Source organism: Leptolyngbya sp. GB1-A1, assembly GCF_039962475.1.
Taxonomy (GTDB): domain Bacteria; phylum Cyanobacteriota; class Cyanobacteriia; order Elainellales; family Elainellaceae; genus Leptolyngbya_A.
Map to the genome: position 1 here is coordinate 15,141 of NZ_JAMPLI010000018.1, position 23,143 is coordinate 38,283.

Annotated in this window: 20 protein-coding genes; 8 read left to right on the top strand and 12 right to left on the bottom strand. The window is 50.7% G+C overall.

Going from position 1 to position 23,143, the window contains the following annotated elements; translation table 11 throughout:
* Window positions 1–120 precede the first annotated feature (120 nt).
* The gene (locus tag NDI45_RS17120) at window positions 121–318 is read right to left on the bottom strand and encodes a DUF2949 domain-containing protein (protein ID WP_190789746.1); all 198 of its coding nucleotides are present in this window, start codon (window positions 316–318) and stop codon (window positions 121–123) included.
* A 572-nt stretch (window positions 319–890) separates the two neighbouring features.
* Between NDI45_RS17120 and NDI45_RS17125 the strand changes: the two genes are divergently transcribed.
* From NDI45_RS17125 to folB, 3 genes are all read left to right on the top strand, one after another.
* A complete protein-coding gene (locus tag NDI45_RS17125) occupies window positions 891–1,553 on the top strand; it encodes a class I SAM-dependent methyltransferase (protein ID WP_190794539.1) in 663 nt (220 codons plus the stop codon).
* Window positions 1,554–1,675: 122 nt separating this feature from the next.
* Window positions 1,676–2,980, top strand: coding sequence for a glutamate-5-semialdehyde dehydrogenase (locus NDI45_RS17130; protein WP_190794538.1), 1,305 nt, complete (start codon window positions 1,676–1,678; stop codon window positions 2,978–2,980).
* 97 nt (window positions 2,981–3,077) lie between these two features.
* The gene (folB, locus tag NDI45_RS17135) at window positions 3,078–3,437 is read left to right on the top strand and encodes a dihydroneopterin aldolase (RefSeq protein WP_190794537.1); all 360 of its coding nucleotides are present in this window, start codon (window positions 3,078–3,080) and stop codon (window positions 3,435–3,437) included.
* A 95-nt stretch (window positions 3,438–3,532) separates the two neighbouring features.
* On the opposite strand, the gene NDI45_RS17140 is transcribed toward folB, so the two are convergent.
* Both NDI45_RS17140 and NDI45_RS17145 read right to left on the bottom strand, forming a co-directional pair.
* Window positions 3,533–4,066, bottom strand: a complete 534-nt coding sequence (locus tag NDI45_RS17140; protein WP_348248055.1) for a hypothetical protein — start codon at window positions 4,064–4,066, stop codon at window positions 3,533–3,535.
* A 258-nt stretch (window positions 4,067–4,324) separates the two neighbouring features.
* The gene (locus tag NDI45_RS17145) at window positions 4,325–6,145 is read right to left on the bottom strand and encodes an ABC transporter ATP-binding protein (protein ID WP_190794536.1); all 1,821 of its coding nucleotides are present in this window, start codon (window positions 6,143–6,145) and stop codon (window positions 4,325–4,327) included.
* 168 nt (window positions 6,146–6,313) lie between these two features.
* Between NDI45_RS17145 and NDI45_RS17150 the strand changes: the two genes are divergently transcribed.
* From NDI45_RS17150 to NDI45_RS17160, 3 genes are all read left to right on the top strand, one after another.
* Complete coding sequence (locus tag NDI45_RS17150) at window positions 6,314–6,445, top strand: hypothetical protein (protein WP_348248056.1); 132 nt, start codon at window positions 6,314–6,316, stop codon at window positions 6,443–6,445.
* Window positions 6,446–6,658: 213 nt separating this feature from the next.
* Window positions 6,659–7,363 carry a MotA/TolQ/ExbB proton channel family protein gene (locus NDI45_RS17155; protein ID WP_190794534.1) on the top strand — a complete coding sequence of 235 codons (705 nt, stop codon included), beginning with the start codon at window positions 6,659–6,661 and terminating at the stop codon, window positions 7,361–7,363.
* Between the two features lie 49 nt (window positions 7,364–7,412).
* Window positions 7,413–8,027, top strand: coding sequence for a biopolymer transporter ExbD (locus NDI45_RS17160; RefSeq protein ID WP_190794533.1), 615 nt, complete (start codon window positions 7,413–7,415; stop codon window positions 8,025–8,027).
* A 472-nt stretch (window positions 8,028–8,499) separates the two neighbouring features.
* Here NDI45_RS17160 and aroC read toward each other — a convergent pair whose 3' ends face one another.
* The 8 genes from aroC to NDI45_RS17200 form a co-directional block, all read right to left on the bottom strand.
* Entirely contained in the window at window positions 8,500–9,600 is a 1,101-nt protein-coding gene (gene aroC / locus NDI45_RS17165; protein WP_190794532.1) for a chorismate synthase, read from the bottom strand.
* 156 nt (window positions 9,601–9,756) lie between these two features.
* Window positions 9,757–10,428, bottom strand: coding sequence for a DevA family ABC transporter ATP-binding protein (locus tag NDI45_RS17170; protein WP_348248057.1), 672 nt, complete (start codon window positions 10,426–10,428; stop codon window positions 9,757–9,759).
* Between the two features lie 23 nt (window positions 10,429–10,451).
* Window positions 10,452–11,672: an ABC transporter permease DevC gene (gene devC, locus NDI45_RS17175; RefSeq protein WP_190794530.1), complete on the bottom strand. Its 1,221-nt coding sequence runs from the start codon at window positions 11,670–11,672 to the stop codon at window positions 10,452–10,454.
* 138 nt (window positions 11,673–11,810) lie between these two features.
* Window positions 11,811–12,974: an HlyD family efflux transporter periplasmic adaptor subunit gene (locus NDI45_RS17180; RefSeq protein ID WP_348248058.1), complete on the bottom strand. Its 1,164-nt coding sequence runs from the start codon at window positions 12,972–12,974 to the stop codon at window positions 11,811–11,813.
* Window positions 12,975–13,258: 284 nt separating this feature from the next.
* On the bottom strand, window positions 13,259–15,994 hold the full coding sequence (locus NDI45_RS17185; protein WP_348248059.1) for a CHAT domain-containing protein: 2,736 nt from the start codon (window positions 15,992–15,994) through the stop codon (window positions 13,259–13,261).
* 1,092 nt (window positions 15,995–17,086) lie between these two features.
* Window positions 17,087–17,992 (bottom strand): hypothetical protein, encoded by a 906-nt coding sequence (locus NDI45_RS17190; RefSeq protein WP_348248060.1) that lies wholly within the window; start codon window positions 17,990–17,992, stop codon window positions 17,087–17,089.
* Window positions 17,993–18,003: 11 nt separating this feature from the next.
* Window positions 18,004–19,590, bottom strand: a complete 1,587-nt coding sequence (locus tag NDI45_RS17195) for a protein kinase (RefSeq protein WP_348248061.1) — start codon at window positions 19,588–19,590, stop codon at window positions 18,004–18,006.
* The gene (locus tag NDI45_RS17200; RefSeq protein ID WP_348248062.1) at window positions 19,587–21,338 is read right to left on the bottom strand and encodes an NB-ARC domain-containing protein; all 1,752 of its coding nucleotides are present in this window, start codon (window positions 21,336–21,338) and stop codon (window positions 19,587–19,589) included. Before NDI45_RS17200 ends, NDI45_RS17195 begins: the two co-directional genes overlap by 4 nt.
* Window positions 21,339–21,639: 301 nt before the next feature.
* Between NDI45_RS17200 and NDI45_RS17205 the strand changes: the two genes are divergently transcribed.
* Both NDI45_RS17205 and NDI45_RS17210 read left to right on the top strand, forming a co-directional pair.
* Window positions 21,640–21,855, top strand: coding sequence for a hypothetical protein (locus NDI45_RS17205; protein ID WP_348248063.1), 216 nt, complete (start codon window positions 21,640–21,642; stop codon window positions 21,853–21,855).
* 126 nt (window positions 21,856–21,981) lie between these two features.
* Entirely contained in the window at window positions 21,982–22,479 is a 498-nt protein-coding gene (locus NDI45_RS17210) for a hypothetical protein (protein WP_348248064.1), read from the top strand.
* A gap of 34 nt (window positions 22,480–22,513) precedes the next feature.
* Here the strand turns inward: NDI45_RS17210 and NDI45_RS17215 are convergent, their stop codons facing one another.
* Window positions 22,514–23,077: a hypothetical protein gene (locus tag NDI45_RS17215; protein ID WP_348248065.1), complete on the bottom strand. Its 564-nt coding sequence runs from the start codon at window positions 23,075–23,077 to the stop codon at window positions 22,514–22,516.
* Window positions 23,078–23,143: the final 66 nt, after the last annotated feature.

Here is a 23,143-nt window from a genome sequence, read left to right on the forward strand (position 1 = left end):
CAGCGGGGGAAATCATCTCACTCTGAGAAGCATCTTATTCACAATTCTAAATACTTTGTCTTATTTATAAAGGGGCGGAAATCCACACTGCCTCCGTCCAGGCTGCGTCGTTCCGCGTTCTCAAGCTGTTTCCATCCATTCAAAAATGCGATCGAGCTGTTCGGTCGTGATCAGCCCATACTGCCAGAGAATCATCGGCAGCAGATTAACCCCCTGATGAGGTTGCCGCAGCGCAAAGGCAATTGCCTGAGTCGGAACTGCCAGCTCATCTTTCAAAAAATCGATTAGTTTTGCCTGTGCGTTAGACACCTGTGCCATTGCTGATTGCCTTGAAAATATAAGTGTTTGTAACGATTAGTTTAAGTTTTGTAAACTTCTTTCAGAATTTGTTGATGGTAATTATAGCGACAAACTGCAAAATTGAGGTATCTCTCTCAAGAATTGCAAACAAAGCCTTTATTTACTCAGCTTCCAATTCGTAGAGAAGACCGATATCTACCAGAAGGGAGACTTCGACCAGAACAGCTTCTCATTCAGGACGATCGTTCCTGATAGAGTTCCTCAAAGAATTTCCTAAGCAACAAAATTGCGAAAATAAATTTTCTTGAAAGACTATCTTGAATTCGTCCAGCTCAGAAATACCTCAGTAGATTTGTCATTCATTTCGTTTGTCATTTATTTGGTTTGTCGTTTATTTCGCTGTCATTCCATTCGGCGTTTAAGCCCGGTATAACTGCCTACCGCAGGCTGAACCCTGGAAACGTCTTTCGTTTTAGTACAAAATTACTGCTCGCGGCGCATTTTAGAATATAGCAAAATAGGCAAACCGTCAACCGAATTTATTCCTCACCTCGTATCTCACCCCGTCACCCCTCACTTTCCCATCCCCTATGCCTGCCAAATATCTTTCCCTGACCGATCGCCTCTACCACTACCTGCTCAACCACTCTCTTCGCGAACCCGAACTGCTGCAAAAGCTACGTCAGGAAACTGCAAGCCATCCGATGAGTCAAATGCAAATCTCGCCGGAGCAGGGGCAGTTTATGGCGTTTTTAGTGCAGCTGATGGGCGCGAAGAAGGCGTTAGAAATCGGCGTGTTCACCGGATATAGTTCGCTCTCTGTGGCACTAGCACTTCCCGACGACGGCAAACTGATCGCCTGTGATGTCAGCGAAGAATACACCTCGATCGCCCGTCGCTACTGGAAAGCGGCTGGAGTCAGCCATAAAATTGACCTCCACCTTGCCCCCGCCCTAGAAACTCTCGATCGCCTTCTGCAAGAAGGTCAGGCAAACACCTTTGATTTCGCTTTTATCGATGCTGATAAGAGTAGCTATCCTGCCTACTACGATCGCGCCCTTCAGCTCATTCGTCCGGGGGGATTGATTGCGATCGACAATGTTCTCTGGTCTGGACGAGTCGCCGACCCACAGGAGCAGGACAACCGCACTAACCTGATCCGCCGCTTTAATGAACAGCTTCATCAAGACGATCGCATTACACTGAGTCTCTTGCCGATCGCCGATGGTCTAACCCTTGCCCTTAAGCGATAGCCCTCAAGCAATCATCCATTTATTAATGAATCGGCTTCAATCCCGCGCCGAGCCGCGATGTAGAGCAAAATCAGTCAAAATGATAGGATTGGCTACCTGCTCCTTTCACCTGCCGCCCCGCTATGACTTCGACCTTTACCCCAGATCTGACCACACTTGCCCAGCAAACTCGCGACGCTGCCCGCCAACTGGCTGTGCTTTCTTTAGCAAATCGCGATCACGCCATTGAATTGATCGCCCAGGCACTCGAAGCGGCAACCCCAGAAATTCTGGCGGCAAATCAGGCAGACTGTGAAGCGGCTCTGGCGGAAGGGTTAGCCAATGCCCTCTATGGACGGCTCAAGCTGGATGCGCCAAAACTAAAGGCGGCGATCGCAGGAGTGCGCGATGTAGGGCGTTTGCCTGATCCGATCGGGGCAGTCCAGATTCATCGTGAACTGGATACCGAGCTGATTCTGCGGCGAATTGCCTGTCCTCTCGGTGTCGTTGGAGTCATTTTTGAGGCGCGTCCCGATGCGGTCATTCAGATTGCATCGCTGGCGGTGAAGTCGGGCAACGGCGTGATTCTCAAGGGCGGGAAAGAGGCGGTTCGCTCCTGTGAAGCACTGGTCAAGGCGATCCAAACGGGGCTAACCCAGGCCAATATCAATCCTGCTGTTGTGCGGCTACTGACGACTCGCGAAGAAACGCTGGCACTGCTCCGACTTGAATCCTGTGTGGATCTGATCATTCCCAGAGGCTCAAATGCGTTTGTCCGCTTTGTGCAGGAAAATACCCGCATTCCGGTGCTGGGACATGCAGACGGCATCTGTCATCTTTATATCGATCGCGCTGCCAATCTCCAGCAGGCAGTTTCGATCGCACTGGACTCTAAAACCCAGTATCCTTCCGCCTGCAACACGATCGAAACCCTCTTGGTTCACCCATCGATCGCGCCAGAGTTTTTGCCCCTAGCTGCGACTGCCCTGCGTGAAAAAGGCGTGGAGCTTCGCGGAGACGATCGCACTCGTCAAATCATTTCCGCTGAACTTGCCACCGATGCAGACTGGTCAACCGAGTATAGCGATTTGATTCTTTCCATTAAAGTCGTCGATTCCCTTCAGGATGCCGTCGCCCACATCAATACCTACGGCTCTCGCCATACCGAGGCGATCGTCACTGAAGATCAGGCAGCCGCGGCAGAATTTATGGCACAGGTTGATGCGGCAGGCGTATTTCATAACTGCTCGACCCGTTTTGCAGATGGCTTCCGCTATGGCTTTGGCGCAGAGGTCGGCATCAGCACCCAGAAACTCCCCCCACGTGGCCCCGTCGGACTGGAAGGACTGGTGACTTACAAATATCAGCTTGTCGGACAGGGTCAAATCGTGGCCACCTACAGCGGCACAGACGCAAAACCCTTTATCCATCGAGATTTTCCCTGCTAGGATCCACCTTGCTAGGATCTACATTGCTAGAAGGAGCAATACCACAAGTCCCCTCACCTCCTCACCCCTCCACTCCTTACCCACTCGGTCAGCCCCCATGGATCGACTGTACGTTAATAACATTCGCGCCTACGGATACACAGGTGCGCTGGCAGAAGAACAAATTTTAGGACAGTGGTTCTCCGTCGATCTGGTGCTCTGGCTGGATTTGTCCGAAGCGGGGGAGAGCGATCGTCTCTCCGATACTTACAACTATGCTCAAGCCGTTGAAATCGTGCAGCAGATTATCCAAACCTGCAAGTTTGCGCTGATCGAAAAGCTAGCGGAAACGATCGCCCAGTCCATCCTGACTTCTACTTCAATTCAGCAGGTGCAGGTTCGCCTGACAAAGCCCACACCCCCCATTCCCAACTTTAGCGGCTCAATTACCGTGGAACTTACCCGCCCATCTGTATAACGTTCCTACTGAGCGGATGCAAATAGCCTGTGCCTACGACCAAGAGCCCTCTTCAGTCCGCTCCAGTAGGGTTGTTGTGCCGCGTTTCATACTGCTCATAACTCGATAGTTCCTGGCTTACGCAAACTGTCTGGATTGTGACTCCAATGATTAGGAGATAGCCATTTGAAATACTCCAACCTAATTAGATGAGCAAAGCGGTAAGCTCTGTCCTCACCGTCAGTTATAAGGCACTCTCGCAGAGCTTCAACATTTTCAGAAGATTGCGGAATCCATTGAGTCAACAGATTGAGATCTGGATTATTAGGTGGTCGAGATGCGCTCAGATCATCAAATTCCTCGTCTAAGGAATCATCCCACCAGTGTTGAAACACCATTTGACGCTCTGCACCCTCATAAACTTCAATAACCCAACCGTGATCCTCACCATAGGAGTAATGCAGCAACAGTCCAAGATTTGCTTGAACGATCGCTGGCAGACCTTCCCAATCTTGCCCCGTTGGGACAAAACTTGTCCATTGGTTACTTGAGGGAAAAACAATCCCATTCAATCCTGCCCTTTGCAACAACTGGACAGCATCTTCTTGAGAGGCTCCACGTAGATGATATGACTCACTAAATTCACTCATGCGAGCTTCACCTCTAATACAAACAGCTGGGATTCAAACTGCCCCTCCACCGGAGACTAAGCGGCATAACTACGATTAGACGATAAATCACTTGTCCTTTTCGAATTATATTCATTGCCTCGATCCCACTCAAAGTGCTTCTCGCGCAGAGGAATCGGGCGTGTCTGAGCTTACCTACCTTACCCTTGACCAGTTTTTGCGACACCACCCGCATTGTCACAACCTGCATTGTCTAGCGTTGCATTCAACGAGCAGTGCCTACCGATATCCTGCCGCCTGCAAAGAAAACAGCCTGGCATAGCGTCTGCCCTGAGCCAGCAGTTCTTCATGAGTCCCATGCTCTAGAATTTCACCCTGCTCCATCACCAGGATCTGATCTGCCATGCGAACGGTCGAAAAGCGGTGAGAGATCAAGATTGCCATCTGGTTTTCGGTCATTTCTCGAAAGCGATCGAAGATTTCTGCTTCAGCCTCGGCATCCATGGCGGAGGTCGGTTCATCCAGCACCAGCAAATCTGCGCCCGATCGCATAAATGCCCGCGAGAGAGCAATTTTCTGCCACTGTCCACCCGATAGCTCCTGTCCGCCTTTGAACCAGCGACCCAGCCGCGTATAAAATCCCTGGGGGAGATGGTCGATAAACGATCGCGCCGTGCCCTTCTCGGCAGAAATTTCCCATCGCTGCTGATTCTCAAACTGCGTCACATCGCCTGCGCCCACGTTTTCACCCACCGTGAACTGATAGCGCACAAAGTTTTGAAAAATCACGCCGATTCGCCGTTGTAGCACTTCCAGATCCCACTCGCGCAGGTCGATGCCATCCAGCAAAATTCGCCCGGAGTCAGGAGTATAAAGGCGCGTCAGCAGCTTGATCAGCGTAGTTTTGCCAGAGCCGTTTTGTCCAACGATCGCCAGCTTTTCTCCGGGTTGCAGATGAAAGGAAATATCGCGCACGGCCCAGCGGGAACTGTCGGGATAGCGAAACGAAACCTGCTCAAACCGAATCCCATCTCCGGGAAGGCTACCCTCGGTCACGGTTCCGGTTTGCGGCGGCACATCTTCTTCGAGAAATTCGTACAGGTTCGATAGGTACAGACAATCCTCATAGGCTCCGCCGATCGCGGACAGCACCGAGGAAAACGTAGACTGTCCCTGCCGAAACACGACGAGATACAGCGTCAGATCGCCGATCGTAATCCGTCCATTAATCGTTGCCAGCACAATCCAGACATAAGTGAGGTAAAAAGCGATCGTGCTCACCAGACTCAGCCCATAACCCCACCCGCTGCGGCGAATCGTCAGATCCCGGTCTTCGCGATAAAGGCGATCGAACACGGCACGGTAGCGTCTCAGCAGCAGGTCGCCCAACTGAAACAGCTTTACCTCCATTGCAAAATCTTCGCGGGCGATCAGCGTTTCCAGGTAAGTTTGCTCCCGCGTTTCGGGGGCACGCCAGCGGAAGAGCCGAAAAGCTGCGCCTGCAAAGCGAGTTTCAGCCACAAATGCCGGAACTGCCGCCACCATCAGCAAAATCACCGACCAGACCGAGAATTGCAGCAGCAAGCCGCCAAAGGTCAACAGCGACAGCACATCTTTCACCAGCCCAAAGGTACGCGCCACCAAGCTCAGCGGACGAGTTGAAGCTTCCCGGCGGGCACGGCTCATTTTGTCGTAGAACTCGGAGTCTTCAAAGTGCCGCAGATCGAGCGTGAGTGCCTTTTCTAAAATCAGCACATTCACCTTTTGCCCCAGCAGCACTCGCAGCAAAGACTGACACAGTGCAATCCCCTGCTGACTACCGGAAAGCACGATAACGCACAGCGCCTCCAGCCCCAGATAAAACAGAGCTGTTTCTCGTCCAATTCCCCCAAATTGAGCCGCCTGCACCACGCCATCGACAATTAGCTTTCCGATATAAGCAATGGCTCCGGGCAACAGACCCGCAATCAGCGTCAAAACTGCCACAATCACAGTCAAACGGCGATCGGTTGTCCAAACGAGTTCTAGTGCCCGATAGCTATATCGAAAAATTGCCAGCGATTGGCGCAATGCCTGGAAGGAACGTTCAAATCTCTTCATAATTCCCACCATAGCGAATTGCGCCGCAAACGAGGAGAACTGGGCTGCCGTCAGGGAAGAAGCGGTATTGGATTAAACCCTCCTCACTCAAAGCATCTCTCTATACTGAAGAAGTAACGACTGCCTAACCGTTGAAATTGCTTAATTCTGGAGGACTTGGATATGGCTATGAACGATCGCAAAAAACGCATTATGGAACATCTGGCACGCAGCAGCGGCAACTTCATTCAATCCACGCCGCGTAACTCAAATGAGCGCAAGCAGCAAATCCTCGACCATGTGAAGCGCACAAAAGGTTAATTGCTGAAATCACTGCTTCGCACGATTTTGCTTCCTGAAGTCCCATGAATCCTTTTGCCAGAATGGCAGTCTATATGGACTATATTGGACTGTTGATGATAGGTCATCCTGATCGTTCGGGGTTTCGCTCGAACAGCTAAAGAAGGAATTCCGGGCGGATCTTGCCTATCTTCTCCGTCTGGCATGCGGCATAACTGGAGGTAAAACGAAGCAGTGAGTATTTCTGACCTATTTGCCAGGGGCGGAGTCGCCATGTGGCCCCTGCTATTTCTCTCTTTCCTGACCCTCAGCACCATTATTGAGCGGGCGTGGTTCTGGTCAAAAATTCTGACCCACGAGCGGGAAATTTCCGGGCGGGTGTTGGAGGCAGCACGACGGGACTGGGATGCAGCAACCGAGATTGCTCGCAAATCCAGCAGTCAGCCGATCGGTCGTTTTCTCTATTCCGCGCTGGAACTGCAAGACCCCGATCCCGAAGTGTTTGAACTCGCCCTGCAAGCCTCAGCAGACGAAGAACTTAACGCGATGCGGCGCGGAGACAAGGTGCTAGAAACAACAATCGCGCTCGCCCCTCTGCTGGGTCTATTGGGAACAGTGCTGGGTTTGATTAGTTCGCTGAGCTCGATTCGCATTGGAGACCTGGGTACAGGTGCAGCAGAAGGCGTGGGGCTGGGAATCTCAGAAGCCCTGATTAGTACGGCAGCAGGCTTGATTGTGGCAATCACTGCACTAGCTTTCTACCGTTTGTTCCAGAGTTTTGTGTTCGGTCAGGCAAAAATTTTCCGACAGTCAGGTAACGAGCTAGAACTGCTTTACCGCAAAGAACGCCTTCCCTTGGTAAGACGAAACGCGCTGAATGCTTCCAGCCTGAGTTCTGAATCGATCGTCCCTCAGTCCACTGCGGGAGAAAACCCATAGCGTTGCGGTTGAATTTTACGCTGTTCCTCACATTTCTTACCGAGTTGTCATGCCGATTAAAACTCACCTCGAATCGACCGAGACTGATGTTCGCATTGAAATTGTCCCGCTAATTGACGTTATCTTTTGTATTCTCACTTTCTTCATCCTGGCAGCAGTCACGTTAACTCGGCAGACTGCAATTAGTGTCGATCTGCCCCGTGCTGGCACAGGTGCGCCACAACTGCGACAGTTGCTCGTGGTTAGCGTTGACCCGATCGGTCAAACCTACCTGGAAAAACAGCCGATTTCCCGCGAATCGCTTGCCGCTGCCCTGCAAAACTTTAAGCAGCAGAATCCCGATGGGCTGATGGTGCTATATGCCTCTAAAGCCGCTAGCTATAACGATGTGGTGCAAGTGCTCGATTTGCTGAGAGATGTCGGGGGCGATCGCGTCGCACTGGCAACCCTGCCGGATAACGGACAAAACCCGGCTCCGCTACCAAATTCCTTTACCCTTCCGGGTGGATCGATTAATCCTCAGGCTCCCTACCAGATTCCGGGTCAGGTTGACCCATTGAACCCGGCTCCAATTCCGGCTCAACCGCTTCCTGGCATTGAGTCACCCCGCACAAGCCCCGCTCCCGCCCCCAAATCAAACGCGCCCAAGCCAGTAGCACCTTAGCGTTTCAGGCGAGCGTTTATGCCTGTCTTCATTTGCCTTTCTAAATGCTTCCTCAGGAAAAGTGCTTTATGTAGAATCGGCATCAACACGATGCGATATTTGCAACGCTTGTAGAAAAATGTGCCTAGGGATATAGAATTGTTCCCCCTGCCTATGGGCAAATTAGTGAAGTGGGATTTCAATGTGACAGTAATGAATCGAAAAACGCCGCGTAACGCTCAACCCAATCCGTTACATCTTTCTCTAACAAGTTTGACGACCGCTACCAATCGCGAGACTGAGTTTGACTTCGATCGTTGGGCAAGTGCAGTTAGAAGGCAAATGCTCGATTCGCTCAAAAAGCGTGATGCGCGCAATCTCTAAATTCTTTTCGCTCGCCCTTTCCTGGACAATCAGCTCATTGTAAAAAGTAAAAAGCCTTCATAAAAAGCCCCCCGTAGAGGAGGGCTAATTTTTTGTTTGAGTGTTTCGCTTACCGGGAAGGGTCGAGCACATGGCACTGTCCAGCGTCTCGCAGCAGATGATCACACAGCACGAGTGCCACCATCGCTTCGACCATCGGCACTGCCCGAGGCAGCACACAGGGGTCATGTCGTCCTTTGCCTGCCAAAATCGTTTCCTCGCCTTCTTTCGTAACGGTGCGCTGCTCTTTACGAATTGTGGCTGTCGGCTTAAATGCCACCCGGATCAGAATGTTTTCCCCGTTAGAAATGCCGCCCTGGACGCCGCCCGATCGATTGGTTGTGGTGCGAATGTCACCTGCGTCGTCGAGGTAGAATTCGTCGTTGTGTTCGCTTCCGACCAGCAGCGTTCCGGCAAAGCCTGAGCCGATCTCAAATCCTTTGGTGGCAGGCAGCGACATCACCGCTTTTGCTAAATCGGCTTCGAGTTTGTCAAACACGGGTATGCCTAGACCTTTGGGAACCTGCCGGGCAACGCATTCAACTACACCCCCGACCGAATCGCCCGATCGCCCAATTTGCTCGATCATTTCAATCATGCGATCGGCGCAGTCGCTATCGGGACAGCGGACAATATTGCTCTCTACCTGCTCTAGCGTCACCGTTGCCGGATCGACCACGCCTTCTAGATCCTTAATTCGCTTCACATAGCCGACAATTTCAACACCTGCCACCTGCCGCAAAATCTTTTTGGCGATCGCTCCCGCTGCGACTCGTCCGATCGTTTCTCGTGCTGAGGATCTGCCGCCGCCCTGCCAGTTGCGAATGCCGTATTTGGCATCGTAGGTTGCATCTGCATGGGAAGGACGATATGCCTTGGACATTTCATCGTAGTCCTGCGGGCGAGTGTCCTTGTTGCGAACCAGAATGGCGATCGGCGTTCCCAGGGTTTTGCCTTCAAATACACCGGAGAGAATTTCGCACTGGTCAGCTTCTTTGCGCGGCGTAGTGATTTTGCTTTGCCCCGGACGGCGGCGATCGAGTTCAAACTGAACTTCTTCGATCGAAATCTCAAGCTGCGGCGGGCAACCGTCGATCACGACACCGACTCCACCGCCATGAGATTCGCCAAAGGTGGTGACGCGAAACAGATGTCCGAAAGTGTTGCCCATAGATGTTATGCAAAGGTCGTAAGTCTTTGATTTTACCCAAGATAGGGGAGGAACGACCAGCGTGCAAATGACTCACTCTTTTTGTCGAGGAATTTGTGCAAGAAATTTGTGCAAGAAATTTGTGCCAGGAACAAGTACTGCAAATCGTTCTGTTTGCTAACGACAGCAACCATCTTCCATATGCAAAATGCGATCGGCGACATCTAAAATTCGGTTGTCGTGGGTGACGAGCAAAACCGTGCAGCCTTCTTCTTTCGCAAGACTTTGCATCACGTTCACCACATCGCGCCCTGTCTGGCTGTCCAGAGCGGCAGTCGGTTCGTCCGCAAGCACCAGTTTGGGATGACTGACCAAAGCACGGGCAATGGCGACGCGCTGCTGCTGTCCCCCAGAGAGCTGCTTTGGGTAAACATCGACAAATTCGCTCAGCCCAACTGCCGAAAGGGTTTCAACCGATCGCCGCCGATACTCCGACTTGGGAATTTTGGGATGCAGCTTCAGCGACATACTGACGTTTTCCCAGGCAGTGAGACAATCGAGCAAATTGTGCGCCTGAAAGATAAAACCAATCTGATTGCGAACCTGCATGAGCTGCTGCTTTTTCGCGCCCAAAAGTTCCTGTCCCAAAATTTTGAGGCTGCCCGACTGAGCCGATCGCAGTGCTCCGATTAGGGTCAACAGCGTCGTTTTTCCCCCACCTGACGGACCCTCAAGAATCACTACCTCTCCCGCATTTAAATCCAAAGTGATATCAGAGAGAACGGTTTTTTGCAGCGAGCCTTTACCAAAAGAATGATTGAGATTGCGAATGGCGACGATCGAATTCATAGATATTCTCAAAAATGAATTCCCTAAAACACATCCACCGGATCAGCCGATCGCAGCTTATTCATTGCCATCGTGCCCGCCACGCTACACATCACCACCGTTAAGACAAACACCTGCACAGCAACATCCCACCGCATCACAACTGGAATTCGCGTTGCCTGAGCCAGCAGCCCATACACGCCGTAGGAAGCCAGGCATCCGGGAATAAAGCCCAGCACTGCCAAAATCAACGCTTCTTGCAGCACAATTATCCAGAGGGAACGATCGCTATAGCCCATTGCCTTGAGCGTGGCGTATTCGGGTAGATGGTTGCTGATGTCGGTATAGAGAATTTGATACACAATCACCATACCCACTACAAAGCCCATGATCGCGCCAAAGCTCAGCACTTTGCCTTGAGGAAAAGAAGCGGCAAACTCCTGCTCTAAAGCAATTAGCTCGGCTTTGGTAGCAACTCGCACTTCAGGCGGCAATCGTGCCTGGAGCTGAGCCTGCACCGCACCAATATCTGCGCCGGGTTCCAGAATCACCACGCCCACGTTGATAGAATTGCTGCCCTGGCGGCTGATTTGCTCGTAGTTCCAGTCGCTCATCAACACATAGCCTTTGTCGTTGAAGTTGCTGCCCAGGCTAAATAGCCCCACAACCTGCACTCGCCGATTATTGATCGTGGTGTTGACGCTGCCTGCTTCGGCAAATAGTTGGGGCACGTTTCCGAGCGTGGGTTGTCCCAGGCGATCGAACAATACGGTTCCGGGGGTGGTGAGGCGATCGACCTGCTGATCGACTTCGGGCAGATTCAGAACAGGCTGCACCGGGTTAAACGCCAGCACTTTGATAAAATTGGCGGCAAAAATGTCGATCGGCACAGGCTGAGCATCGGGAGATTTAGGTTGCCGCAGCGTTTCCGGGTTTGTCCAGCGCACTCTGCCGATGTAAAGCGGACGCACCGACTCTACACCAGGAACAGTGTCTGCCTGATACAGGTAAGACTTGGGCAAACCGCCAAACCCAAAGTCGATCGACGGAACTCGCGCAGACAGCAAATACAGTTCGCCTTTCAGTGCCTCCGGCAGCAGCGTGATTCCATCAAACAACATTGCCCGTAACCCAAGCTGGGTAAAAATCAAAATATTGGAAAACGCAACGCCCGTCAGCGCGACAGCTAAACGTACTTTCTGGTGAGAAAGCTGTGCCCAGCCAAGGGGTTTATGGATTTGCCAAAATTGACGCAGTGCTTTCATTAAACGATCTCCAAATTATCTCCTGAGTCAGCAACCAGTGATTCCCCGTAGCATCAATCAGTTATTGCCTGGTTTAGAATTGATTGGCTTAAAATGAATTGTTTGGAATTAATTGATTTGGAATTAATTGACTTGAAATTAATTAGTTTGAATCTCAAGTCGCACCTGCATATTCGTCAAAGCCGCAACTTTTGCGTTATCGCTTGCATTAATCCGAACTTTTACTTCTACCACTCGCGTATCCTGATCGCTGGTTGGGTCATTGCTATCTTCAGAAAGTTTGCGTTTACCGACCTGTAGCCCGACCTGCTCGACCACGCCCTGAAGCTTGCCCTCAAATCCGCCATATTCACTCGCGATCGTCGCCTTTTGTCCGGGTTTAACTTTTGCCATATCCGTCTCATACACTTCGGCGATCGCATACATCTGGTCAGTTCGTCCCAGTTCCACAATGCCCTGCTGCGTATTCACCTGTTCACCCACACGGGTATTAATTCGGAGTACCTGACCTGCGATCGGGGCTTTCACCTGGGTATCCTCTAACTCAGCGCGACGCTGTTCCACCGCAATCATCGCTTTTTCCAGATCGGCTTGTGCCACCCGCAGATCAACAGGGCGAACTTCGCTCAACTTTGCCAGATTTTCTCGCTCTTGCCGGATTTGCTGCGTCAGGGTTTCGATCGTCATTTGGCGTTCTGCCTGCCGCTGTCTCAGGGTTGCCTGCGCGGTTTCTAGTTCCTGTCTTGCCTGATCCAGATCAGACGCTTTAAGTGCGCCCTCCTGCTGCAAATAAACGTTGCGATTGTAAGTGGTCTGTGCCTGCCGCAAAACTGCTTCTGCACTGGCGATCGCAGCCTCTTGACCAACGACTTCGTTTTTGAGCTGTGCTTCTAAGCGGGCGATCGTAGCTTGCTGTGCGGCGACATCGGCATTTTTGGCATCTCCTGCCTGGGTTTGCGCCAGTCTTGCCCGATAGTATTCCACGTTCTTTTCGGCTTCTTCCAGGTCACGCTGTTTGCGATCAGCTCCCTGAAGAATCGCAATTACCTGTCCGGCTTTTACCCAGTCGCCTTCTTCTACCAAAATTTGATTTACACGACTATCTGCTGCATTCGTCACCGACAGCTTCATCACTTCGCCCTGAGGAGCTAATCGCCCGATCGCCACCACAGAAGTAATCGGCTGAACGGCTGGAGCAGGCTGGGGCTGTGCCTGGGAAGAGTTAGAAATTGCAGAACAGGCAGTATTGCCGCTCAGGAGCAGTAGAAGCACAAAAGGAAGCCATTTGAGTCTGGACTGCATAGGAAAGGGAGGATTTAGATGATCTGGGCAGGAATCGAGAATCAGGCACGATCGCATAGAGATACTGCTTCCAGAAACCCAACTCCGAAAACTGAGAAACTTCTTAACGATAAGGATGAAGGTTAGCGAAAGACTAAAGGAAGGCAGGATGAATCAATACTTCACTTAAAGCATAGCGTCAAAGCCTACCTGCAAAGCGTGATCCATCCCACGATCGATAATGTCTGTATTCAGCATAAAAAACTGCGCTTAGTCTGACTTCTAACAAGCGTTAGAAACGGGTTTTACAAGCCATTGCCGATGAGAATAAACGATGCCCAGTAGTAGGGATGCTCTAGCGTCACAGGCTGATTTTCACTGTCCACGAGATGTTCGAGACGAGTTCTGGTTGCTCCCTGAATCAGGGCAATTTGTGCCTGCTGGAGTGCGGCAGTTTTAGAGGAATTGCCCGATCGTAGTGCGGTATAAAATCGGCTCATCAGTGCCTCTGTGCCGCCGTCATCCACTGCCCACAAAGATGCGATCGCGGCTCTGGCTTCGGTTGCCTGAATCTGATAGCCAAATCCCAGAATTTCTTTGCCGTCTCCAAGCTGCGTTGCACTCACTGCGGTTTGACAGCTACTCAACACGACTAGATCAACATTATCCAGCGTCAGGCTACTAACATCGCGCATCGTGATCGTGCTGCCGTCCCCAAACAAAATAAATGAATCTTCTGGTGATCCCGTGGTGAACATCGCGTGAGTGGCAAGATGAACGATATTGTAATCATTCAAGATGGGTTCGATGGCAGCGCGGGTGAATGCTCGATCGATTAACTGGCGTGTATTGGGATATAGCCGGGCGATCGTCTCCAGTTCCGGTTTGGCATAGGGTAGCCCGCTAAAGCGAAGGACTGTGCCGCCGCGTGGAATGCTGTAGCGTCCTTCGGAAAATGCGCCTGCTAAGACACGGGGTTGGGTTCGCGGCTGAGAATTAAGATTAAACAGGCTCACCGCCGTCACATAGTTCACCTGAAATCGTTCGGCGATCCACTGGTTTCCGTCATGAAGTGCGGCAAGCGGAATGTAGCGCAACTGTCCGTCTGGTGCGTAAATAATGGTTTTAGTATTGCTCTGAGCGAGGGTCGATTCGATCGGTTTAATCAGCCAGTTATAGAGCCGTTGAGCGTTGGGTTTGGGGTCGGAGTTAGGATCTTTTAAATCGCTGAGCAGAGCAGAAATGGCGCGATTTAGCTCTAACCGCCCAACCGGAACGGGATAACGCAGGGGTGGAGTATGAGGAGACAGCACCACCAGTTCAAGCCGATCGTCCAGCACCAGCGGATACAGCAAAACGGCATCCTGCTGAATCGAGCTGCGAATAGACCTGATCGCGCTAGGATCGATTTCTTGGCTGATCTGGACTTCGAGAGCTTCGATCGCCGCCACAATCTCAGGCTGCTCTAGAAAATCTTGAAACGCCAGGTTAATTTGGCTTTGCCGACCACGGAGTTCTTCGACGCGTTGCTGCTGCTCAGGAGTTCGCTGCTCGGCTGGAGTGCCTTCTAGTTCAGTCAATTCTTTCCCTAATTCGATCGCCCCTTGAATCAGCTCATCATACTGCTCTGAAATCTGCCGCTCTGCCGGAAGAATATCCACGCCCTGAGCCGTCTGCTCACTGCTCCTCACCCCTCGCCGCAAATAGTCCTGAATTTCCTGCACTTTCAGCAAATCCAAAACCTGCTGCGCTTCTAAAATGCGATTTTGCTGCAATAACAAATCCGCTAATCTACGATAGGTATCTGCAACGGTATTGGTATAGGACTGCTGTTGCTCGGGCGGTAATCCCACAATATCACGACGAATCGCTTCGGTAACGTTGATCGATCGTTTATAGAAAAGAATGGCGAGTTGGGGCTGATTTTGTTGCGCGAGGAGATCGCCGATATTACTTAAAACACTTCGTTCTTCCTGACGATTGCCATTCCCAATAAAGATGGTCAATGCTCGCCGATATGCAGTCCAGGCTTCGTCAAATTTGCCTAATTGAAAATTAACGCTGCCGATACTGTCGAGTGCATAAGCAACGCCCTCTAAATCACCTAACTCTTGGGACATTGATGCTGCACGTTCTAAAAGTGGTAGGGCACGCTCTGGCTGCTTAAGTTTGTAATAAATGTAACCTAATCCGCTAACTGCTGCCGCTTCCTTGGACTGATTTCCGATTTCTCGATAGATTGCAAGAGCCTGTTCATAACGCTGAATTGCGTCATCATACCGCTCCATTCGCAGGTAAGCGAGTCCAAGGTCGTGCAGTAGGCTGCCCTGATTGCGGCGCAGCAATGCTTTATCCTCCGAAGTAACTTGAGCTGTGCGATTAAGCTCTAAGCCTTGTTGATACAATTGAACTGCTTCTTCATATTCACCTAAATAAAAATAGACTAGTCCAAGATTATCAAAGATAACAGGCTCGTATTGTAGGAGAGATAATTCACGGATGATCGATAGGGCATTTTGGTGACACTCAATCGCATCATCATATTTTCCTAAAAGATTTAGAACTAGACCTTTTGCAGTCAGTACACGCCACTCTAGATTAGGATTATTTAGCTCTCTAGAAATTGCCAAAACCTGATCATAAATTTTTATTGCCTGTTCATAGTTTCCTTGTTGATGATACGCAGTTCCAACTCGATACAAGGTACGGAGTTCTCCGCGAGAATCACCAATTGCTCTATAAACCGTAAGGGCTTCCTGGTAAGCTTCTAAGGCTGAATTTAGCTCACCTCTATCATCAAAAGCTGTCCCTGATTCATATAGCTCATCTGCTTCCTTTTGCCTTTGTTCTACAAGGCTCTGTCCGACAGGATCTAATGCCCATGCTCTACCTTCAAAAAAGCCCACGTTTTTACCAGGAGTTGTAGAGGGGCTTAGAATCCTTAGCGGCTCAACCTCACTCATTAATAAAATTACAGAAGTAGCACCAAGTATCTGAAGCGACTTGAAGCCCCACTGTGCCATGACAGTATATCTATTCATAGATTCAGAGCAGATTAAAACATAAGAAGTTTGTGCACAGCTAGCTAGATGAGTATTGCTGCTCAAATGATCTCCTAGTACTAAGAAAAGCTAAACCCCTTCAAGCCTTCTTTTGTAACTGGAGTATCTAGCAATTCAAAGCCTCTCGTTAATGGAGAGTTTAAGGGGCAATGCTTTGATAATGAAGCGGAGCAACCTCACCCGGATCCGCTCTATGTGGAGAGTCAGGTTCAAACATGGAAGAATCATTCGATCTAAGGCAAAGAAATTGTGTCACCGGGCGGAATACTGCCATCTTACGAATCGTTCAACCGGACAGGGGAACCATTCCACCTGGCGGAGGAATCGTTCCACCTGGCGGCAGGGGAGGGGGAGGAATCGTTCCACCCGATTGAGGTTCTATCGGGGAATCGTGCCACTTGGCGGCGGCGGGGGCGTGCCACCTGGACCAGGAGAATTCACTAAGGGAGGCATACTAGAAAAAGCTATCATTGTAGGAGGGGGAGGAATCGTTCCACCCGATCGAGGTTCTATCGCTGTACCCGTTCTTATCCTGATGAGAACAGTACTAAACCACTCTCGTATAGCTATTATTGCGCTAGCTTTATCGCTATCTGGAAAGGGTGGTTCCTCAAGGACTTTTAGCTTCTCAACGAACGCTTCCAGCTCTTGCGGAGTTTGGCAACCTTCCAGAGCGTTTTGTATTAAGGATATCGCTAACATTTCTGCAAATCCTTGCAGTTCAGGCATTTCCCCTAAAGGGTTAATTTCTTCCCCCTTCTGCTTTGACTCTTCAATGTCTGTGTTTAGTTGTCGTCTTAGCTCTTTGGCACTAAGAAAGAGTTGATATAGCATGATTCTGTTTGTCCTTAACTTGAAACGCTGCGAATCTCTAGGTCTTGTGAAATAGAAACTGTTTCTATATTTCTCCAGCCTCTTTACAACTGGTATTCACTACCTGAACATCGACTCAATTTAGAAAAGCATTGATCGCCCATCCACCAACACATCAGGAAACACGATCGCTAAAATCAACCCGTCTCCAATTTTTTCAGTGAGCGATCGTCATAAATTTACCTTCGTCTGCGCTCATTATCCGGCTTGAGTTGAGAGATCCGTAAGTTTTTGCTGTATTTCTTCAACCTTCGCCTGATTTCCTAACGTTTCGTAGCTTTCTTTCGCCTGCGTTAGCCATTCGATCGCCTGCGGCCTGAGGTTAGACCGGATGTAAATTTCTCCCAGCGATGCCTGAATGCGGGCTTGCTCTGGCAGATTTCCTTCGGCGAGGGAGAGTGCTTTGGGATAGTAGAATTCTGCGAGCAAATCGACGTTTGCCTGGGCGTAGAGGTCTGCCAGTTTGCGATAGACGATCGGGTTTTGGCTGCCTTGCTTGATCAGAGATTCGAGGGTGTCGATCGCCGCCGCATAGAGTTCGGAGCCGATGTAGAGATCGGTTTTAAGCAGCGTTGTGGATTCGGAGGCGTTATCGAACAGGGATTCTGCCTGACGGATGCGATCGGCTTCAGTGTCAGACAGGCGGTAGAAAGTGGTCTGAATGTCTTCTTCGGTGGAGGAGCGATCGGTGTTGGTTTTCACCTCTAGCGTGTAGTTTATTCCGGGTTGAAGGGCAGGCGCATCACTCGGATAGGAAATTGCATCCGTCTCAACCTGTTTTGTCCATAGGATTGTGTCTCCGTTTTTCAGCGTTACGGTGTACTGGGTTACACCCAAAACCTTATTCCAGCGCAGATTGGGACGATCGCTTAAGACCGCCGAGTTGCGAGGCTCAATGATGTAGGGAATCAAGGCATCTTCAGGACCGCGCGGATTGGCAGTGCGAGCAGTGCGACACTGGGCGATGAGATATTCTGCAGTCGATTCGATCGGAGGCGAGACGGGGTTGAGTTCCCGCACCGCAGAGATTCCTGGACTCGTTGCCGCTGGGATCACTAACAGCAAACCTGCAATTCCAGCACCCTGAATAAAACGATCGTTCATGGCTGTTTAACTCACTCTAAAAATTGTTGAGCGTGCGTCATCCATTGTTGTTCGTCAGAATTTTTTCGATCGCCATATTGAAGACATTGTCGATAGGAATTTACTGTGTTTGGTATATCTTCAATTTCCTCATAAACTTGCCCCAATAAGCAATAGGCTGTTCCTCGTTTGTCGTCAATCTTAACTGCATTGTTCAACGTCTCCTGGGCAACGTCATATTGCTTAAGCTTAAGCTGTGCCCAACCCAAATTCTTTAGAAGCGCATAGTGATCGATCGGTCTTTTTGCAATGTTCCGACCTTCATTTAATAGTAGAATGGCACGATGATATTCCTGATTCAAAATATATAGTCTTGCTAAATTGTTGTAAGCATCTGGTCGCTGTTCTGTATCAAGGTCTTCAATCATAGCTTGGGTATAAGCAGCTCTCGCTTGTGCAAGCTTGTTTTGCGTTTCATACAGATCGCCCAAGTTAAACAATGTGGCAGCATTTTGTTGATTGAATAACAGCGCAACCTGATAAAACCACCAGGCACGATCATGAGCATTTGCAGTTTGGGCATCGAGTCCCCAATTGTTGAATTGATTGGAAATCTCTGGCCGATTTTCCCAGAGCATAAAGCTGCTGAACAGCATTACCAGCAGCAGCGCAGTTTTGAGAGGGGTGATCTGAAACAGGCGACGATCGAGCTTTGCACGCAGGCGATCGACCTGGCGCAGCACAGGCAGCCGTCGTTCCCAGTTGAGTTTTCGTTCGATTTGTCGAATGGTTTGCAGGATGATTTCGCCTGACTGCGGACGCTGCCCCGGAAAGGGAGCCATGAGGCGATCGAGCAAATCTGCAAATTGGGGCGGCAGGGCATCGGTGAGAGTGCGCCACTGGAGCTGTCCGGTCTGGGGATCAACGGGGAGATCGATCGGCGGTTTGCGTGTCAGTAACGTGACCAGGGTTCGTCCGAGCGCGAAGAAATCGGACTGGGGAACTGCCTGCCCTTCTGCCTGTTCTGGGGGCGTATATCCAGCGGAAATAATGGCGGTTCCAGTTTCCTGCTGTTCCTGTTTCACCAGATACGTCACCGATACCTCGCGTACGGTGCCAAAATCGATCAGCATCAGCTGACCATCCGGGCGCAGCATAATGTTTGACGGTTTAATGTCTCGATGGAAAAACTGCTGCTGATGCAGAGGAATCAAGATCTCGACGAGCTGATGCATCCAGTCGATCGCCTCTCGCGCTGAAAGCCGTTTTCCCTGCTGGAGCCATTCCTGCAAATTGATGCCCGGAACTTTTTCCATCACCAGACAGTGCAGGGGGGCAAGCCGATCGCGCTGCCAGACAAAGTAGCCATCTGGTTCAACCTGGGGCACACCGCGATGGTGAAACTGGCTCAGAAAAGTGGCTTCCCGTCGAAATAGCTCGATCGCTTTTTGCTGCTGTGAACGCGAAAACTCTTTGAGGTCAAGAACTTTCAGCACCTTCGTCGCATCCCCGTCCCGGATTTCAAACACTTGACTAAAGCCACCGCCACCCAGAGGTCGGATAATCTCGTAGCGGTGATGCAGCAGGGTTCCGGGAGCTAGCACGATCAGGGCGCTCATGACGCTTGCGATAGGTTGATCAATTCCAACAGCTTGGTCAGGTTAATTTCCGCATAGCCGATCGCTTCAGGCGGTTGGTCTTTGAGCCATCCTAAAATCTGTTGTAGCTGGTCGGATAACTGTTCCACATCCCCCGCGAAGGTACTCACCAGCCGATCGCGAACTCGATAGAGAATGCGGCGAACGTGATACAGGGTGATGGAAAAGGTTTCTTCATCTTTTAGCAGCAGATGGGTTTTGAGAATGCCTAAGTGAGAAATCGATCGGGCTTCGATGACTGTTTCAACGTCCTGCCACAGCGCATCGACCAACTGATGCAGCACGCATTTCATTACAACGGGTTCGAGAGAGAAGAGGGTGGGTAAAGGGGTAGAGGAGTGAAGGGGGACGGTTGCAGGACAATTACTCTCCGGCAGGAGTCGTTTTGTGTCGGTGTTTTTTTCGATCAGGGAGCGTCGCCAGAGGGAGCCGAGGGCGGTGAGCAGGTGCGATCGTTCTTCGGTGCTCATTAAGAGTTTGAGGTCGGCGATCGCGGTGGGTTTTCCAACGATGGCAAGCCAGAACATCACGTTTCTTTCGGCATCAGACAATTTGGAGAGCTGCTGTTCGAGCAGGTTAGATAATACGTCGCCTAGAACGAGCGAAGTCTGCGCCAGAAATTGGGACACTTGCCCATCACAAATGTCTTGAATCAACGCGCCGATCAGTTTCAGGGCTGCAGGGTTACCGCGATAAATGCTGACCAGTTCCGATAAGCCTGCTTCCTGTCCAGCGAAGCCGCGTGTGTTGAGTAGAGTTTTGGCATCGGCAGGTTGCAAGCCGCGCAGTTTGAGGCTTTGAACGACGGGTTCTCCGGCAAATGCAGCAAGCTCGATCGGCTGTTCGCGGCTGAGAATGACCAGACAACTTTGATGCTGCTCTGCTGCAAATCGTTGTAATAAGCGGCTATAGCCCCGATATTGAATGGCACAGTAGCCTGACAGTTCGCCTTCCTGCAACAGCGTTTCCCAGTCGTCCAGCACAATGAGAAACCGTCGCTGTCGTAGCTCAGAAAGTAGATGGGAGATTTGCTGATCGATCGTGCTAGTGGTCGTCGGTTCGGTTGAGTCGGTGACAAACTGCCGAATGTCCTGAACCAGCTCGCCGATCGGGGGTGCATCCCGCAGCGATCGCCACAGAACCCCTTCAACGCCAGCTTTTTCGAGCGAGGCATCGCTGAAACTATCTTGAATTAATTTTGCAACCAGACTGGTTTTGCCAATGCCGCCCATGCCAACGATCGCCGCAACTCGCACTGTGAAATCAGTCAGCCAGGCGTGCAGCGTTGCCTGTTCAGCCGAGCGCCCGTAAAAGCGCGAAACGTCGATATAGGCAGCCAGATCTTGCCGCAGCGCAGATTTAGTCGGTACAGCAGACAGAGTCACTGCGTTCAAGCGATAGCCCGATCGCTCCAAAATAAACGCGATTTGCTGCCAGTTTTTAGGACGCTGCTCGGTCAGCACTTCCAGATAGTCATAAAGTCCATCCCGGGACAGGCTGACTCGTAACCCGGTGACATCTCGATTCAGGCGCAGCGCAATTTCAGTCGGGCTATGACCACAGAGCAATCCGCGCAGGCAGTCTTTCTCTAGCTCCGTGAGTGCGCTGTTTTGCTTGCCGTTACAAGCCCGTTTTACAACAGTCAAATCCGCATAGAGCCGAGGTAAATCCCACTGTTGCGCTGCTTCTGCATAGATGTCGTCGGGCATGGTCGAAACACAGGGAAGTGAATTTATTTTTGCAGCATTCATCAGGATTTCAGGAGCGTTCAGGGGTGCATTGTCATAAATAGAGACGAATTGCATCAAAATCAAGCGAATCAAACGAAAAGATTCAGCTCACGTTCGCGTAATGGGCAGCGTTCAACTTGATTGATTTGTAGTGTAGAAGCTTCGATCGCCCAATGTCACCTAACAGGACTGCCAACTCATTCCTAATGGCCGTTAGGAGATTTCCAACCCAAGGATTTCTATGTTGAATACATGGTCCACTTGTCTTGGAGGCATCACCATGTTGTGTTCTCTTTCGACCAAACTGTTCAGCCTCACCGTTCTTATCCTGCTTGGCAGCACGCTCATCGGCAACAGCAAAGCTGCACTTAGGTTAGAACCTTCCGTTTCTCCTCAAGTCACACAGCCCACTGTTCTGCCTTCTGCCACTCCTGAGCTGAGCGATCATCGTAACCCCTGCAATGCCTATTTCAATCAACAGTGCCTTACTCCATGAGGCGATCGGATTTGTCTCCTGCTTAATTCTTCTAAAAGGTGTCTGAGCAGCTTTGCTTGCGACGCAAAGCGCCTCCCTAATTCCCACGTTAAGACCGATTCTTCCCAGCCCCCCGGAACGTCACTTATGGTTTCTGCTCATCAGGCTTGGTCTGAATCTTTTCAGACATTTATTCAGCGTGTTCGATCGCTCAAAATCAGCTCGCTAGTGGATCAACTCAATCATTCTCCAAGGAGTGCGAATTGGACAGAGGAAGAGATGAGGAAGACGATCGCCCAGTATTTTGCTTTTCTATATCTGGTTGATCACTATCCAAATCTCGCCTTAGTGCCTACTCAGAATATTGATCACGTTTGGCAGTGCCATATTCTCGATACTGAAAAATACGCGATGGACTGTCAAATTCTTTTTAACCGTTTTATTCATCGTTTCTCTTTTTTAGAGTTCAGCCATGAAGACGATCGCAATCAGTTTTCACAGGGCAAGCGGCAGAATAACCTTGCAGCTTCCGTCCTGACTCAGGTACTCTTTCGCAAGCATTTTGGCTGCATGATGCAGCAATCCTCTACAGTATCCGCCGAGGATCAATTATCTAGCTCTGCCTGGATCGGCATACCGCACTAAACTGGCTCCGGTGCAGGGTTCAAATTTCAGCCCATTAATTTTCATCATGCCAAAGCCGCTCTAGCTGATATCGCCATGCGCCCAAAACCTGGCTCCGCGCTGCACCGCCCAAATCAATATCGCCCATGACTCCTTCTTCGTAAAGGCGATCGAGGGTTTGCATTGTGGCTTCGAGGGACTGTCCCTGCTGTTTTGCCGCCTGAATAATTTGCCGAATCTGCGCCTCTGCCAATCGACTAAAACTTTCAGAAAGTCCCTGCTGCTGGAGCGCAATTAGCCGAGCCACCGCCGATCGAAAATCAGAGCGGGTCAATCCCTCGCAGCCATGCTGAAACACGCCCCACAGCAACTCTTGAAACAGGGCATAGCGGGTTTCCTGCGTTTCATCAAAATTCGCTTCCATCAACTGAGGCAAAAGAGGAGCCGCTTCTTGAGCCGGGGCGATCGTCACCAGCAGCCGCAGCCAGGACTGATCCTCAGACAACAGTACCAGCAGCCGCATCTCATTCGTTTCCACCTGCCACGTCTCCACCGAAGTCTGCTGCACCCCCTCGCCAAACAAATTCGTCAGCTCATCCCCAATCTCTTGTGGCGTCATAACCAACCTCACCATTGCACTACTCCCATCCTAATCCCCCACCCCCATCTCCCCATCTCCCCATCG

What these genes read in the sequence shown, in the direction of transcription:
- NDI45_RS17180 (WP_348248058.1), bottom strand. Translation starts at nt 12,974, where the DNA reads ATGCAGTCCAGACTCAAATGGCTTCCTTTTGTGCTTCTACTGCTCCTG.
- NDI45_RS17190 (WP_348248060.1), bottom strand. Translation starts at nt 17,992, where the DNA reads ATGAACGATCGTTTTATTCAGGGTGCTGGAATTGCAGGTTTGCTGTTA.
- NDI45_RS17205 (WP_348248063.1), top strand. Translation starts at nt 21,640, where the DNA reads ATGTTGTGTTCTCTTTCGACCAAACTGTTCAGCCTCACCGTTCTTATC.
- NDI45_RS17210 (WP_348248064.1), top strand. Translation starts at nt 21,982, where the DNA reads ATGGTTTCTGCTCATCAGGCTTGGTCTGAATCTTTTCAGACATTTATT.
- NDI45_RS17120 (WP_190789746.1), bottom strand. Translation starts at nt 318, where the DNA reads ATGGCACAGGTGTCTAACGCACAGGCAAAACTAATCGATTTTTTGAAA.
- NDI45_RS17130 (WP_190794538.1), top strand. Translation starts at nt 1,676, where the DNA reads ATGACTTCGACCTTTACCCCAGATCTGACCACACTTGCCCAGCAAACT.
- aroC (WP_190794532.1), bottom strand. Translation starts at nt 9,600, where the DNA reads ATGGGCAACACTTTCGGACATCTGTTTCGCGTCACCACCTTTGGCGAA.
- NDI45_RS17185 (WP_348248059.1), bottom strand. Translation starts at nt 15,994, where the DNA reads ATGAATAGATATACTGTCATGGCACAGTGGGGCTTCAAGTCGCTTCAG.
- NDI45_RS17125 (WP_190794539.1), top strand. Translation starts at nt 891, where the DNA reads ATGCCTGCCAAATATCTTTCCCTGACCGATCGCCTCTACCACTACCTG.
- NDI45_RS17160 (WP_190794533.1), top strand. Translation starts at nt 7,413, where the DNA reads ATGCCGATTAAAACTCACCTCGAATCGACCGAGACTGATGTTCGCATT.
- NDI45_RS17170 (WP_348248057.1), bottom strand. Translation starts at nt 10,428, where the DNA reads ATGAATTCGATCGTCGCCATTCGCAATCTCAATCATTCTTTTGGTAAA.
- NDI45_RS17215 (WP_348248065.1), bottom strand. Translation starts at nt 23,077, where the DNA reads ATGACGCCACAAGAGATTGGGGATGAGCTGACGAATTTGTTTGGCGAG.
- NDI45_RS17140 (WP_348248055.1), bottom strand. Translation starts at nt 4,066, where the DNA reads ATGAGTGAATTTAGTGAGTCATATCATCTACGTGGAGCCTCTCAAGAA.
- NDI45_RS17145 (WP_190794536.1), bottom strand. Translation starts at nt 6,145, where the DNA reads ATGAAGAGATTTGAACGTTCCTTCCAGGCATTGCGCCAATCGCTGGCA.
- NDI45_RS17200 (WP_348248062.1), bottom strand. Translation starts at nt 21,338, where the DNA reads ATGCCCGACGACATCTATGCAGAAGCAGCGCAACAGTGGGATTTACCT.
- devC (WP_190794530.1), bottom strand. Translation starts at nt 11,672, where the DNA reads ATGAAAGCACTGCGTCAATTTTGGCAAATCCATAAACCCCTTGGCTGG.
- folB (WP_190794537.1), top strand. Translation starts at nt 3,078, where the DNA reads ATGGATCGACTGTACGTTAATAACATTCGCGCCTACGGATACACAGGT.
- NDI45_RS17150 (WP_348248056.1), top strand. Translation starts at nt 6,314, where the DNA reads ATGAACGATCGCAAAAAACGCATTATGGAACATCTGGCACGCAGCAGC.
- NDI45_RS17195 (WP_348248061.1), bottom strand. Translation starts at nt 19,590, where the DNA reads ATGAGCGCCCTGATCGTGCTAGCTCCCGGAACCCTGCTGCATCACCGC.